The organism is Hymenobacter sp. BT730, assembly GCF_030542105.1.
Lineage (GTDB): Bacteria > Bacteroidota > Bacteroidia > Cytophagales > Hymenobacteraceae > Hymenobacter.
In genome coordinates, this window is sequence record NZ_JAUOFB010000009.1 from 61,380 (window position 1) to 76,104 (window position 14,725).

A 14,725-nucleotide genomic window follows, 5' to 3' on the forward strand; every position below is an offset into this window, starting at 1 on the left:
CTGTTTGCCTCCCCACCCGGGTGCAGTTTGTTCCGCTGAAGCCGGAACCAGGTTTTCTCCCTGTATGCACCTGCGCAAACCATTCCTACCTGAAGTGAACCTTCTTATCTCCCATCCGCATGATCCCTCCTCTACAATTCCCCCAGTTGTTCCGGCAACTGTCTCATCGGGCACTTTTGCCTACGCTCTGCCTGCTGATTTCCGGAATAGCCTCAGTACATGCTACTGGTTCTACCCCGCCTGCCCTTACTTCCAAGCTTACGAGCGAAGGGATTTCTACTGAAATACCCTCGCCCGCAATCGTTCCCGATGTACCGGTGACCGGCCGCGTGGTAGATGAACAAGGTGCCGGCCTACCGGGCGTGAACGTAGTAGTAAAGGGTACCTCCAATGGCACCCAGACCGATGCCGACGGCAAGTTTAGCCTGACCGTGCCGGACGATGCCACGTTGGTTTTCTCTTTTATTGGCTACAATACCCAGGAACTGGTAGTTGGTGGCCGCACCTCCCTGAACGTAACGCTGACAGCGGCCACCCAGACGCTGAGCGACGTGGTGGTAGTGGGCTACGGCACGCAGGCCAAGCGCGACCTGACCGGGGCCGTAGCCCGCGTTGAGTCAGAAGAAATTGTGAATCAGCCGGTGCAGACGCCGGTTCAGGCACTGCAAGGCAAAACGGCCGGCGTGCAAATTACCAACGATGGTACGCCTAACGCCCAGTCGAAGGTGCGCATTCGGGGTACGGGTACGCTGCTAGCCGGTGCCGAGCCGCTGTATGTGGTAGATGGGGTGCAAACCACTGATATCCGCAACCTGAGCAACTCCGACATTGAAACCATTGACGTATTGAAAGATGCTTCGGCGGCGGCTATTTACGGCGTGCGCGGGGCCAACGGGGTTATCATCATTACCACCAAAAAAGGCAAGGTGGGCAAGCCGGTGCTGAGCTACAACACTACCATGGGCTTTAAGCAAGCTGCGCACCTGGTAGACATGGCCGACGCAGAGCAGTTTGCTTCCTACCTGCGCGATACCTCGCCTGACATTACTGTTCCGGCCTTTTCGGGCTCTACCGACTGGTACGACCAGATATTACGTCGTGCTACTTACCAGAACCATAATCTGGCCGTATCGGGTGCTAATGAAGCGGTGCAATACTACTTCAGCGGCAACCTGCTGCAGGACGACGGTCTGGCTATCAACAACCGGTTTTCGCGCATGACGGTGCGCTCCAACACGGCCTTCACCATCTCGCCCAAGGTTTCCATTAACTCGCAGGCCTCGTTCAGCCGGGCCAACACCCGGGACGTGAACTTTGGAACGGCCTTCCAGGATGCCTACCGTGCCGCCCCCATTATTGAGGGCAAGCGCGACGGACGCTACGGTAATACCTCGGCTTTCGGCAACGTGGGGAACCCCATCCTGGACATCGAGAAAAACAACAACCGTTCCCTGGAAAACCGCCTGCAGGGCAATGTGGGGGTTGACTTTAAACCGATAAGTGGGCTGACCCTGCGTTCAGCTATCAACCTGGATTTGAACTTCAACAACCGCCGGGTTTACGACTATCAATATCTCAACAACGAAACCACGTTCCTGACGGCCGGTGGCAACCAGCGCAACGATCTGAGCACCTTGTCGGTAACGCAGGTGAACAGCACCCGCTATCTATGGGAAAATACGGCCACTTTTCAGAAGATTCTGGCCGACAAGCATGAGCTGACGCTGTTGGCCGGTACGGTAACGGAGGAGGGCAACAGCACCTCGCTGTTTGGCAGCCGCCGCAACGTTCCCGAAGACCAGAACCAGTGGTACCTGGGCACCGGTGACCCCAACACCAGTGTGAACGATGCCCCCACGCGGGGCAAAGACCGGCGCCTGTCTCTCCTGGGCCGCGTGAACTATGTGTACGCCGATAAGTACTTGTTCACGAGCAACCTGCGCTATGATGGCACCTCCAAGTTTAATAAAGATGAGCGCTACGGTCTGTTTCCCTCCTTTGGGGCCGGCTGGATTCTGACAGAAGAGGAGTTTTTGAAAGACCAGACGCTGTTCAATTTCCTGAAGCTGCGCGCCAGCTATGGCCAGCTCGGCAACGACCAGATTGACGCCAACTCCTACATCACCACGGCCGATATTAACATTCCGTACGTGTTCAACAGCCGCCCTGTGCTGGGCGCCGTTATCAGCCAGATTAAGGACCGGAACGTGAGCTGGGAAACCACCACGGAGTATGACCTGGCCCTGGAGTTTGGCGTGCTGGACAACAAGCTGAGCGGCGAGGTAACGTACTACAACAAGAAGACCAACGACGCGCTGATTCCGGTGAACATTCCCGGCATTTTTGGCGACCCCGATAACCAGTACATCACCAATGCTGCCGACATCAGCAACCGGGGTGTAGAAGCGGCCCTGAACTGGCGCGGCCAGGTAGCTACTGATTTAAGCTACAACCTGGGGGTAAATGCCACCTTTAATAAAAACCGCATTGAAAACCTGAACGGAGGCCAGGCCCTGTTTGGCGGCGCCAACAACGTTACGCTGTCTGATAATGGTGTGGCTGCCGGCACTTACTATGTGCTACGGGCCGTGGGTGTGTTCCAGACTCAGGAAGAAATTGATGCGTATCCGACGTACAGCCTGCTGACGCCCCGTCCCGGCGACCTGAAGTATGAGGATGTAAACAACGACGGGGTAATTGACCTGAAGGACCGGGTGTTTGCAGGCTCTTACCAGCCGCCGGTGTACTATGGCATTAATGGGGGACTGACATTTAAAGGACTGGACTTCTCATTTGTCTTTTCTGGTAACCTGAACAACGAGCTGTACAACCGGAAAAAGCAGGCCAGCGGCGCCAATACTGACAATATTGAAGCCGACTTTGCCAAGAACCGCTGGACAGCGTCCAACCCTTCGCAGACCGACCCATTCGCCATTCGTAACAACACGCCTAACTCTACCTACTTCATTGAGAAAGGCTCTTACCTGCGTCTCAATAATCTGGTGCTGGGCTACACGCTGCCGGGCGAGCTGACGAAGCGGGCGCATATGTCGAGCGTGCGGATTTTTGCCACCGGGCAAAACATCTTCACTGCCACGGACTATTCCGGCTTTACGCCAGAGTTGCCTGGTGGTCCCCTGGATTCCGGCATCGAAGCCACCACGTATCCTACCAGCCGCACGCTGGCGCTGGGTCTGAACGTTAATTTCTAAGCCTTCAAGCAGATGAAAGCCTTTACCTATAAGTTCCCTACCCGCGTGGGTACCGCCGCGCTGGCCCTCTCCCTGGCCCTTTTCAGCGGCTGCAAAGATTTCCTGGATGTGGCCCCCCAAGGCCAGCTGACCGAAGACCAGATTCGTACGGATCCTGCCGCCGCCCAAAAGCTGGTAGATGGGGTGTATAATGTAATGTACCTGGGCGGCTTTGGCTCCGATGTGCACGGCCTGCAGTATGTTATTCTCACCGATATTGCCTCCGACGACTCTGACAAAGGCAGTACGCCCTCAGACTATGGCCCCGCCGCCGAGGTAGACAACTTCACCCTGACCTCCTCTAACGGCATTGTAAACAATGCCTGGACGGGCTACTTTCAGGCTGTTACGCGGGCGAACCAGGCGCTGGATAAGATTCCGCTGAGCCCGGTAGATGAGACTACCAAAAACCGCCTGCTGGGCGAGGTGCGCTTCCTGCGCGGGTACTTCTACTTTAACTTGGTGCGCTTCTTTGGCGGCGTGCCTAAGCTGGACCGGGTGCCGGATGCTTCCGAAATCAATAGCCCGGAGTTTCAGAAGCGCGCTACGGCCGAGGAAATCTACCAGCTTATTATCGGCGACCTGCAGTTTGCAGTAGATAACCTGCCCATCAAAGGGGAAACCGAAGTAGGCCGCGCAACCAAAGCGGCCGCTCAAGCCATGTTGGCCAAGGTGTATCTCTACCGGAAAGACTACCAGAAAGCCTACGACCTGACCAACGAAATCATTAAGGGTTCCTCAGGAGCCTATGGACTGCTGCCAGCCTATGAGAACATCTGGCGCGAGGTAGGAGCGAATAGCGAAGAGTCGATTTTTGAAGTACAGACCGGGGTGAATGCCGCCTGCGACAACTCTGCTGTGAACCAGTATGTGGTCAGCCAAGGTCCACGTTCCGGCGGCAAAGGCGGCTGGGCCGACTTAGGCTTCGGCTTTAACACGCCCACCGAGCAGTTGGTCAACACTTATGAAGCCGGCGACAAGCGCAAAGCGGGAACTATCATCTTCATCAACACGGCGCCTTCCGGCACGGTGCTCTGGGACGGGTTCCGCATTCCCAGCAAAGACTCGGTGGAGAACTTCCGCTACAGCTACAAGGCTTACCACAGCCGTACCAAGGAGCGTAACTGCGGCAAGAACGATTATCTGCCCAAAAACGTCCGCATTCTGCGCTACGCGGAGGTGCTGTTGATTAACGCTGAAGCTGCCCTGCAGCTGGGCAATGCCGCCGCGGCCGCCACCAATGTAAACCTGGTGCGCGAGCGGGCCGGCCTGGCTCCGTTAGGTTCAGTTACTCTGGAAAACATCTGGCATGAGCGCCGGGTAGAACTGGCCCTGGAGCACGACCGGTTCTTTGACCTGGTGCGCCAGGAAAGCGTAACGCCCGGCCGTATTGTGCCGCTGTTTGCGGCCCAAGGCAAAACCTTTGTGAAGGGCAAGCATGAGTTGTTCCCTATTCCGTCGACCCAGATTGACCTGAGCGGTGGTCAGCTGACGCAGAACCCCGGGTATTAATAGCCTGAAAAGCAGGATGGCAATGGCCCAATAGGCTGACGCTATCCTGCTTTCCGGCTTTTATCAACGTCTAATCCTTCATATATGCGGACTTCGCTTACGTCCTTTTTCGTCTTGCTATGGCTGGTGCTGCTATCGGGTGGCAGTGCCTGCTCCCAGAATACAGCCCCTGTTCCGCGTCCGCAGAAGCTTACCGATGAGCAGCTGCTCGATCTGGTGCAAAAGCAGACTTTTCGCTATTTCTGGGACTTTGGCCACCCCACCTCCGGCATGGCCCGCGAGCGAAGCAATGTGGCCTATGACTATGGCAACGAGGTAGTCACCACGGGCGGTACGGGCTTCGGGATTATGGCCATTATTGTGGCCGCCGACCGCAAATGGATTACCCGCCAGCAGGCCGCGGAGCGCATCTACAAAATCGTGCGGTTTCTGGAAAAGTCGGACTCCTTCCACGGCGTATTTCCGCACTGGCTGAATGGCGAAACCGGCAAGGTGATTCGCTTTAGTCAGAAAGATGACGGCGGCGACTTAGTGGAAACTTCCTTCCTGTTTGAAGGTCTGATTTGCGCGCGCCAATACTTCACGCAGGACACGCAAATTGAAAAGGATTTGCGCAACCATATCCTCTGGATGTGGGAAGGCGTGGAGTGGAACTGGCACACTCAGGGCGGGCAAAACGTGCTGTACTGGCACTGGAGCCCCAATAATGGCTGGAGCATGAACCACCAGATTCATGGCTGGAATGAGTGCCTGATTACCTACGTGCTGGCCGCTTCTTCCCCCAAGTATGCCATCGATAAAAAAGTATACGACCAGGGCTGGGCCACTGGCGACTACTTCAAGAATGGCAAGCAGTTCTACAAAATCAAGCTGCCGCTGGGCTTTGACTATGGTGGGCCGCTTTTCTTCTCGCACTACTCTTTTCTGGGCCTGAATCCGCACGGGCTGAAAGACCAGTACGCCGACTATTGGGAGCAGAACAGAAACCACACGCTCATCAACTACGCCTACTGCGTAGACAACCCCAAGAAGTACAAAGGCTACGGCAAAAACAGCTGGGGCCTCACCGCTTCTGATAGCTACCAGGGTTACGCTGCACACTCTCCGCTGGAGGATTTGGGTGTGATTTCGCCCACGGCCGCGCTATCGGCTATGCCTTACGCGCCGGAACAATCCATGGCGGCCCTCAAGCATTTCTACTATGACTTAGGCGACAAAATCTGGGGCGAGTATGGCTTTGTAGACGGCTTCAGTGAGCAGCACAACTGGTACGCCAAGTCCTACCTGGCCATTGACCAGGGCCCCATTGTAGTCATGATTGAAAACCACCGCACCGGCCTGCTCTGGAAGCTCTTCATGAGTTCCCCCGATGTGCAGCGCGGCCTCACCAAGCTCGGCTTCGAAAGCCCGGAAATCAAGAAGTAAACTCCCAACATCCTGTGTCATGCAGAACGAAGCATCTCACATGCAGATGTTATTAAAAAAGAACGTCATGCTGAGCGAAGTCGAAGCATCTCGCTGGTGTGGTAAGCTAATTCCTACCACAACATCAGCACGCGAGATACTTCGACTTCGCTCAGCATGACAAAGGTTTTTTACGTTCGCCCACCCATGTTCAGAACCCTGCTTTTTTGCCTTGCTTTGCTGCTGAGTCTGCCCATGGAAGCTCAACCCACGGGCAGCCCGGGCCAGCGCACGTACTGCAACCCGCTGAATCTGGACTACGGCTACACCCCCATTCCCAACTTTGCAGAGGGCGGCAAGCACCGCGCCACCGCCGACCCGGTTATTACGCTCTACAAAGGCGACTATTACCTTTTCAGCACCAACCAGTGGGGCTACTGGTGGAGCAAGGACCTCTACAACTGGAAGTTCGTTTCCCGCTCCTTTCTGAAGCCCCACCACAAGGTATATGATGACTTGTGCGCCCCCGCCGTGTGGGTGCAGGGCGATACACTGCTGGTTTTCGGCTCCACGCACGAGAAGAACTTCCCCATCTGGATGAGCACCAACCCCAAGGCCAACGAGTGGAAAGAAGCCGTAGAGCCTTTCCAGATTGGTGCCTGGGACCCGGCTTTTTTTCTGGATGATGACGGCAAGCTATACCTCTACTGGGGCAGTAGCAACGAGTTTCCGCTCTACGGCCAGCAGATCAACCGCAAAACATTTCAGCCCATCGGGCAGCCCAAGGAAATGTTCGGACTCAACGATAAGCAGTTCGGCTGGCAGCGCTTCGGCGAGTACCTCGATAATACCTTCCTGAACCCGTTTATGGAAGGCGCCTGGATGACCAAGCACAACGGCAAATACTACCTGCAGTATGGCGCGCCCGGCACCGAATTCAGCGGCTACGCCGATGGGGTGCAGGTGAGCGACAAGCCCCTGGGCCCGTTCACGCCGCAGCCGCACAACCCGTTTGCCTACAAGCCCGGCGGCTTTGCGCGCGGCGCGGGCCACGGTAATACCTTTCAGGATACCTGGGGCAACTGGTGGCACCTTTCCACCATGGTGGTATCCGTAAAAAACAACTTTGAGCGGCGCCTGGGCCTATGGCCGGCGGGGTTTGATCAGGATGGGGTACTGTACGCCAACACCGTTTTCGGCGACTACCCGCACTACCTGCCCAACGGCCCCGAAGACCATCTGAAGAGTCGGTTTACTGGCTGGATGCTGCTCAACTACCAGAAGCCGGTACAGGTATCGTCTACGTTGGGCGGCTACCTGCCCAACTATGCGGTGGATGAAAATATCAAGACTTACTGGAGCGCCGCTTCGGCCAACAAAGGCGAGTTTATCCAGACTGATTTAGGCAGCCAGTGTACTGTGCGCGCAATCCAGCTGAACTATGCCGATCAGGATGCCGAGTTCCTGGGCAAGCAGCAGGGCACCTATCATCAATACAGGCTCTGGCACTCCGACAACGGCAAAAAGTGGAAGCTACTGGTCGATAAAAGCCAGAACAAAACCGATGTGCCGCACGATTATATCGAGTTGCCGGAACCGGTAAAAACCCGCTATATCAAGCTCGAGAACGTGCACATGCCCACCGGTAAGTTCGCCATCAGCGGGCTGCGTGTGTTTGGCCAGGGCAGCGGCTCTCCACCCGTGGCAGTGAAAGGCTTGGTAGTATTGCGCACCGAAACTGACAAGCGCAGCGCTTGGCTGAAATGGGTGGCTTCCAACGATGCCTATGCCTATAACATCTACACCGGCATTGCCCCCGATAAGCTTTACAACTGCATTATGGTGCACGGCCAGAACGAATATTACTTTAAAGGCATGGACAAAGACCGTCCGTACTACTTTACCATCGAAGCCATCAACGAAAACGGCGTGTCTGCTCGCACGCCGGTAATGGAATCGAAATAACTCCCCTTGTTCCCCTATTCCTTCATATCATACTTTTTAAAATGAAACGAACCTTCCGCACGGCCTTGTTGCTGGCACTGGGCCTCCACTTGGCGGCTCCGGGGCAGGCGCAAACCACCGCTACCACGGCCACCACCGCTGCCGACCAGAAGATGACTCAGTTCATCAATGCTCTAATGAAGAAAATGACGCTGGAAGAGAAAATCGGCCAGCTCAATCTGATAACCGTGGGGTTTGACGTGACTGGGCCGGTGGTTAGTAAAGACGTGGATGTGAATATCCGGAAAGGCAACGTGGGGGGTGTATTCAACACTTTCACGCCTATTGCCGTGCGCAAGCTGCAGGAAATGGCCATGAAGGAGTCACGCCTGCATATTCCGCTGATGTTTGGCTACGATGTAATTCATGGCCACCGCACCATCTTCCCTATTCCCCTGGGCCTTTCTACCAGCTGGGATATGGGCGCCGTAGAGCGTAGTGCCCGCATTGCCGCCGAAGAAGCTTCGGCCGATGGCCTGAACTGGGTGTTCTCGCCCATGGTCGATATTGCCCGTGACCCACGTTGGGGGCGCATTGCCGAAGGAGCCGGCGAAGACCCTTACTTAGGCAGCCAGGTGGCCCGCGCCATGGTGCGCGGCTACCAAGGCCAGGACCTCTCCAAAAGCAACACCGTAATGGCCTGCGTGAAGCACTTTGCCCTATATGGTGCCGCCGAGGCCGGCCGCGACTATAACACGACCGATATGAGCCTGCAGCGCATGTACAACGAGTACCTGCCGCCCTACAAAGCCGCCGTTGACGCTGGCGCAGGCTCCGTAATGAGCTCTTTCAATGATGTAAACGGCATACCGGCTACCGCCAACAAATGGCTGCAAACCGACTTATTGCGCAACCAGTGGGGGTTTAAAGGGTTTGTAGCTACCGATTACACGGCTATAAATGAAATGACGGCCCACGGCATGGGCAACGATGCTCAGGTATCGGCGCTGGCCCTCAATGCCGGTATTGACCAGGACATGGTAGGCGAGATATTCCTGAAAAACCTGGCGCAGAACCTAAAGGATGGCACAGTAAAGCAGGAGCAGATTGACCTAGCCTGTCGCCGCATCCTGGAGGCTAAATGGAAGCTGGGTTTATTCCAGGACCCCTACCGCTACACTAATGAGAAGCGAGCCAAAGCCACCCAAATGAAAAAGGAGTTCATCGATGCCTCCCGCGACATTGCCCGCCGCAGCATGGTGCTCCTTAAAAACGACAAGAATATCCTGCCACTCAAGAAAACCGGCACTATTGCCCTGGTAGGCCCCCTGGCTAACCGCCAACGCGAAATGATTGGTAACTGGAGCGGGGCCGGCGACTGGAAGCAGGCCGTTTCACTGGAACAAGGTCTGCGCAACGTAGCTGGCAACGGCGTAAAAATCGTAACCGCGCAGGGCGCCAACTTCACCGACGACCAGCAGATGATTGACCGGCTGAACGCCCATGGCGGCGAGCTGAACGTGGACAAGCGTTCTGCCGAAGTTATGATTCAGGAGGCCGTACAAGCCGCGCAGGGCGCCGATGTAATTGTGGCCGCCGTGGGAGAGTCACAAGGCATGACGGGCGAAGCTGCCAGCCGCGCTGATATCGGTATTCCCGCCCCACAGTTGGAACTCCTCAAAGCCCTGAAGAAAACCGGCAAGCCTTTAGTTATTGTGCTAATGAACGGCCGCCCACTCACGCTCACTTGGGAGGACCAGAACGCCGATGCCATTCTGGAAACCTGGTTTTCCGGCACCCAAGGCGGTAATGCCATTGCTGATGTGCTCTTCGGTAGCTACAACCCCGCCGGCAAGCTCACCACTACATTTCCACAGGTAGTAGGCCAGATTCCGCTGTATTACAACCACAAGAATACCGGCCGCCCTTATGCTGGTGACAAGCTGGACAAGTATAAGTCGCGGTATATGGATGTAAGCAACGACCCGCTCTACCCCTTTGGCTATGGCCTGAGCTATACTACCTTCACCTACTCCAAGCCAGAGCTAAGCACCACTTCCCTCAGCCCCAACGGCACCCTGGATGTGAAAGTAACCGTGCAGAACACCGGCAACTATGATGGCGAGGAAGTAGCTCAACTGTACCTCCGCGACATGGTAGGCTCCCTCTCCCGGCCCGTGAAAGAATTAAAAGGCTTCCAGAAGGTGATGCTGAAAAAGGGCGAAAGCCGCACCCTCACCTTCCACCTCACGCCGGAAGACCTCAAGTTCTATAACAATGACCTGAAATGGGTAGCCGAGCCCGGCGACTTCCAGGTATTTGTAGGCGGCAACTCCCGTGACGTGCAAACGGCGGCCTTCAAGCTTACGGAATAAGGTAAAACCATAACCAGCACCGGAAGCCTGCTTCCGGTGCTGGCACTTCCGATGGTATGGACTATGGTAAGTGCATATAGGAGCTTCCCGGTAGCGGGAGTTCTTTTCGAACGATTTCCGAGAACAACTGTTTATTTGCCACTATGGCAGAAGTAACCAACCTCACTTTTGCAGAAGCAACCCGCACCGAACCCATGGTGCAGTATGCTTTCTGTATAGATGCATCCAACCGTCCCGCCAACCATGTGGGCGACTGGCCTGAAGAAGGCAAACTCTACCCCGTACGCACCGTGCCAAGCAAAGTAGAAGGCATGGAGCTGGTACACGTCCTCGGCTTCGAAGGCGAGGCCCCGTACTACAACGCCTTCGGCCCTCATCGATTTGAGATACTAACGGAAGTGTTTCTGAATTAGTAGAAATTTCAATTTACAATTCACGCTTTTATTTGGTTTAGCGTGAATTATGTTTACAACCTAATTATTAATGCGTATCATAAATAAATTAAAAACAGCACGACGCTCATTAGCCAAACGAATACAGATACAACGGGTCCACAGCCTAGATTTTACTGTTATTTCGAACGACTGTTGGGGAGGAGAAGTATACAAGTATTTCAACCTGCCTTATAATACTCCCTTTATTGGTCTATTTCTAATGGGACCGTGCTATTTAGAATTCTTGCGAGATCCTAAATACTATATCAGCCAGGAGCTTGTATTTCACACGCACTCAAAATACGAGGAAGTCAATCAGGTGCTTCTTAAAAAACCCTATCCATTAGCTACGTTAGGCGGAAAAGTCGAGATTAGTTTTCTTCATTATGATTCTATAGAAGAGGCTAAAACTAAGTGGCAACGTCGAGCCAGCCGTATAAACTGGAATAATTTATTAGTAAAATTAGATGGCAGCAAAGATGCTGCTACTCCAGAGCTTGCAAATGAATTCACCCATTTGCCCTATAAAAATTTACTCCTTTTAAAAGCCCCTATAACAGGTATTAGCAAATCAGTAGTTGTTGCTGACTACACAAATGATGGTTCTTTAATGTTTAAAAGATCCATATTACATTTCGATTTAGCTAACTGGATTAACACAGGCAACTCTGCATTTTCTTTGACAAGCAAGCTATTCCAGCGAGTCTTAGGCGTAGGATAGAAAAGAACAATTTTATCCAACCCAATATTATTCCAAAAATAAAAAGCCCTGCCTTCAAGATGGAGACAGGGCTTTTTTGTGGAGCTGCAAGACTAGTACCCTATATCACAGTTCATACCTAATCTCCCTTTAAATACCTCTTGCACTACCTTGAAACGGCCTTGATAAATAGATATTGTGAGTATAGATGAATTTAATCAGGGTACAAATGACGCTTTTTGTACCCCTACGTGTACCCTCAGATAGTTATTTGTAGCTTTAGACCGGCAACTTTTACTCCCTTTTCAATAAGCCCACGGCAATTTTCGCCCTGATTTCTTTTGGTGGGCGCCGTAGTAAAATCTATAGTGGGCAATCTATCCTCCCTCGTCAGTGGAATAAGAGAGAACAGCGAGCCCAGACCCGGGGCTATACCGGCAATGGAGCCCTGAATGATCGGCTGGAGCTATTAAAGAAGCGTCTAACCGAATGTTGTGCCCAGCATCTGGCGCTGGGTAAAGTGCCTGCACCGGAAGCCCTACGCGCCTTGGCTGAATTAGAGCAGGCTACAGCGCCGGTAATGGCCCGAGCCTTTGCCAGCTACTTCACCGAGTGGATAGACCTCACTATCGGGCTGGAAAAGATTGAAACGGCGAAAGCTGGCAAGACTACCCTTCACCACTTACTGGCTTTTGAGCAGACCGCCGGCTTTGCAGTCGGCTTTGATACCATTACGCCCACCTTTGGGGATGCCTATACTTCCTACCTATTGGGGCCGGCCGGGCCAACTGGCAATACCATAGCGAAGCACTTTGACCGGTTGCGCCGGTTTATGCGCTTTGCTGTGGATAGAGGCTACACCACGGCCAGGGGCTGGGAAAAGCTGAAGTGGAAACGGCAAGAGCCGGATATCATGACGCTCACGGCGGAAGAGGTTTCTGCCTTAGAAGAGCTGCATCTGTCTACAGGCTCCTACTGGGATAATGCCGGGGCCCTGTTCCTGCTCAGCTGCTATACGGGCCTTCGATATTCCGACCTGGTAAGTATCCGGCCGGAGCATGTACGCGGTACTACGCTAAGGATAACAACTCAAAAGACGAGGGAGACAGTGAGCATACCACTACAGGCCCGGGCCCTGCTTATTGTCACGCGCTGCCTAGCCGGCGGCGTCCGACTCGTGAGCAATCAGAAGCTGAATACCTACCTGAAAAGAGCTAGGCCAGTTGGCCAGCATTGATACCCCTATTGAAGTCATTAAGTACCGTGCCGGGAAGCGCTCCAGCTAGACAATGCCGAAGTGGAAGAAGCTGGGCTGCCATACCGGCCGGCGTACGTTCAGTCCGATAAGTAAATTAATTAAATCTTATGTTCAGTAGCATCTTGGTAGCGTGGTCGAAAGGTGGCCTTGGTTAAAAGTTGGGTACCAAGGTTAAACGAGCGGGCAGGCTGTAGGCTCCCACGGGAAGGCAAAAAGAGCCTCCACATCGAAACGGAGCGAGTCGTTTAAGGCTTCATCGGAAAAGTTAAACTCGCCGTGCCGGTTGACGTGCTGCCAGCGCACGGGTGACCTGGCCGTTCGTTGTTTTTATTTTACTGCTGTTTTAAGACGCGATTCCCTACCAGATAAGGTTGCTAACAGGTTTTCCAGGTTGCCCATGGACATCTTCATGCCTTTGGTGAAGCCATCGAGTATACTTTCCATTCTTTCCAAGGATTCATTGTAAATCGATATGCGCACTATGGTTATACCGTTTTGCTCGCTAAACGTGTGGTTCCACTCAGAGCCGGGTAGTTCGGGGTTTCCCGCTTTGTCGGCGAAGGCATTGTGCATTTTGAAGTGGGTCTTCGGCGTGATGGACGTATATTCCTGCAGGGCCCAGCGCTCTGCCCCTTCGGGGCTGACCATGGCATAAAACCGTTTTCCACCCACTTTGAAGTCCTGGTATTTTGTTTTGGCGGTCATCGGGTGAGGAGGCAACCATTGGTCCAGTAGGTCGGCTTTGGTAAACGCATCCCACACCAAGGAAAGGCCAGCTTCAAATTCCCGGGTGATGGTTACTGTTTTCGCTGCTTTGTCTACAGCAAAATCGAATACGGAAGTGCCACTCATTTTTCCTGTTGTTTTAGAGTTGATAATACCTGGTCTAGTTGATTAAACCGCGTTTCCCAAAGTTTCCTGTAGTGGCTCAGCCATTGGTCCACTTCTTTAAGTTTATCTAGTCGCAGGGAATAGTAAATTTCCCTACCGTGTTGTTCCTGTCTTACCAGTTCACATTCCGTTAACACACGAAGGTGTTTGGAAACCGCCTGCCTGGTGGAATTGAAGTTTTCGGCTATGGCATTTGGCGTCATTGCTTGCAGGGCAATTAAGGCCATAATGGCCCGCCTGGTCGGATCGGCTATTGCTTGAAAAATATCTCTGCGCATGTGGTCAATGCATCTTTGTGAAACCGATTGGTTGCAAATATATTTGCAACCAATCGGTTTCACAAAGCTTTCCATGATATTTTTTTCCCGAAATTCTCTACCCCCTCTGATAGGACGCCTGTTGGGGAGTGCCGTTTTACACCCCGACTAGTAAGGTCGCATCACAAGCTGGAGCGAGTGGCTGGCACAAGATGGAAACGGAACGACTACCCCGGATAAGAAGACCACTTTTGGAGAGCTTGACCGCATCGCACACGCTTACCCCAACGGCCAGGTATCATATACGAAGCGTTAGGAAAACGCTGCCGCTCTGCTGCATAAGTGGACCCTGTTAAGCCGATCAGAGTGAGGCGCAGTGGCCGAGCGCGAAATGTCGCCGGTGAAATCTTATCGGAATCTATCCTATCATTCCCCTTTCTTGACCGAATGTTCCGGAGAGAGGTAAAGCAGGCCCTGCTCCAAATCCGACGTCCGGTTCATCGTCAACTTCACCCTCGATCAGCTGGAAGAACAGCTCGACGGCCGTCAGTTCTTTCGCACCAGCCGCCACTTCATGGTGCACATCGCCGCCGTGCAGGAAGTGCGCCCCTACTTCAAGGGGCGCTTGTCGTTGGTGCTCACCCCGCCCAGCGCCCAGGAGCAGCTGGTGAGCAGCAGCCGGGCCGCTGCCTTTAAAGC

General features: G+C 53.8%; 11 protein-coding genes. 9 read left to right on the top strand and 2 right to left on the bottom strand.

From position 1 onward, the window contains the following. Positions 1-119: 119 nt before the first annotated feature. From Q4G72_RS16945 to Q4G72_RS16980, 8 genes are all read left to right on the top strand, one after another. Positions 120-3,212 carry a SusC/RagA family TonB-linked outer membrane protein gene (locus tag Q4G72_RS16945; RefSeq protein WP_303312615.1) on the top strand — a complete coding sequence of 1,031 codons (3,093 nt, stop codon included), beginning with the start codon at positions 120-122 and terminating at the stop codon, positions 3,210-3,212. A 12-nt stretch (positions 3,213-3,224) separates the two neighbouring features. Then, positions 3,225-4,763: a RagB/SusD family nutrient uptake outer membrane protein gene (locus tag Q4G72_RS16950; RefSeq protein WP_303312616.1), complete on the top strand. Its 1,539-nt coding sequence runs from the start codon at positions 3,225-3,227 to the stop codon at positions 4,761-4,763. Between the two features lie 84 nt (positions 4,764-4,847). Then, on the top strand, positions 4,848-6,188 hold the full coding sequence (locus Q4G72_RS16955; RefSeq protein ID WP_303312617.1) for a glucoamylase family protein: 1,341 nt from the start codon (positions 4,848-4,850) through the stop codon (positions 6,186-6,188). Between the two features lie 186 nt (positions 6,189-6,374). Continuing rightward, positions 6,375-8,132, top strand: coding sequence for a family 43 glycosylhydrolase (locus Q4G72_RS16960; RefSeq protein ID WP_303312618.1), 1,758 nt, complete (start codon positions 6,375-6,377; stop codon positions 8,130-8,132). A 41-nt stretch (positions 8,133-8,173) separates the two neighbouring features. Further along, on the top strand, positions 8,174-10,486 hold the full coding sequence (bglX, locus tag Q4G72_RS16965) for a beta-glucosidase BglX (RefSeq protein ID WP_303312619.1): 2,313 nt from the start codon (positions 8,174-8,176) through the stop codon (positions 10,484-10,486). Between the two features lie 143 nt (positions 10,487-10,629). Beyond that, on the top strand, positions 10,630-10,899 hold the full coding sequence (locus tag Q4G72_RS16970; RefSeq protein ID WP_303312620.1) for a hypothetical protein: 270 nt from the start codon (positions 10,630-10,632) through the stop codon (positions 10,897-10,899). 70 nt (positions 10,900-10,969) lie between these two features. Then, positions 10,970-11,641, top strand: coding sequence for a DUF1919 domain-containing protein (locus Q4G72_RS16975; RefSeq protein WP_303312621.1), 672 nt, complete (start codon positions 10,970-10,972; stop codon positions 11,639-11,641). 526 nt (positions 11,642-12,167) lie between these two features. Then, a complete protein-coding gene (locus Q4G72_RS16980) occupies positions 12,168-12,857 on the top strand; it encodes a tyrosine-type recombinase/integrase (RefSeq protein ID WP_303312622.1) in 690 nt (229 codons plus the stop codon). Between the two features lie 348 nt (positions 12,858-13,205). Here Q4G72_RS16980 and Q4G72_RS16985 read toward each other — a convergent pair whose 3' ends face one another. Both Q4G72_RS16985 and Q4G72_RS16990 read right to left on the bottom strand, forming a co-directional pair. Then, complete coding sequence (locus Q4G72_RS16985) at positions 13,206-13,730, bottom strand: SRPBCC family protein (RefSeq protein WP_303312623.1); 525 nt, start codon at positions 13,728-13,730, stop codon at positions 13,206-13,208. Beyond that, positions 13,727-14,047: an ArsR/SmtB family transcription factor gene (locus Q4G72_RS16990; RefSeq protein WP_303312625.1), complete on the bottom strand. Its 321-nt coding sequence runs from the start codon at positions 14,045-14,047 to the stop codon at positions 13,727-13,729. The genes Q4G72_RS16985 and Q4G72_RS16990 overlap by 4 nt, the downstream gene beginning before the upstream one ends. Positions 14,048-14,525: 478 nt before the next feature. On the opposite strand from Q4G72_RS16990, the gene Q4G72_RS17930 reads away from it, so the two are divergent. Then, a partial coding sequence (locus Q4G72_RS17930) for a LytTR family DNA-binding domain-containing protein (protein ID WP_368409014.1) occupies positions 14,526-14,725 on the top strand: 200 nt, incomplete at its 3' end.

Excerpts from the sequence above, each read along its gene's own strand:
- Q4G72_RS16955 (WP_303312617.1), top strand. The coding sequence starts at position 4,848 with ATGCGGACTTCGCTTACGTCCTTTTTCGTCTTGCTATGGCTGGTGCTG.
- Q4G72_RS16970 (WP_303312620.1), top strand. The coding sequence starts at position 10,630 with ATGGCAGAAGTAACCAACCTCACTTTTGCAGAAGCAACCCGCACCGAA.
- bglX (WP_303312619.1), top strand. The coding sequence starts at position 8,174 with ATGAAACGAACCTTCCGCACGGCCTTGTTGCTGGCACTGGGCCTCCAC.
- Q4G72_RS16960 (WP_303312618.1), top strand. The coding sequence starts at position 6,375 with ATGTTCAGAACCCTGCTTTTTTGCCTTGCTTTGCTGCTGAGTCTGCCC.
- Q4G72_RS16985 (WP_303312623.1), bottom strand. The coding sequence starts at position 13,730 with ATGAGTGGCACTTCCGTATTCGATTTTGCTGTAGACAAAGCAGCGAAA.
- Q4G72_RS16945 (WP_303312615.1), top strand. The coding sequence starts at position 120 with ATGATCCCTCCTCTACAATTCCCCCAGTTGTTCCGGCAACTGTCTCAT.
- Q4G72_RS16975 (WP_303312621.1), top strand. The coding sequence starts at position 10,970 with ATGCGTATCATAAATAAATTAAAAACAGCACGACGCTCATTAGCCAAA.
- Q4G72_RS16950 (WP_303312616.1), top strand. The coding sequence starts at position 3,225 with ATGAAAGCCTTTACCTATAAGTTCCCTACCCGCGTGGGTACCGCCGCG.
- Q4G72_RS16990 (WP_303312625.1), bottom strand. The coding sequence starts at position 14,047 with ATGCGCAGAGATATTTTTCAAGCAATAGCCGATCCGACCAGGCGGGCC.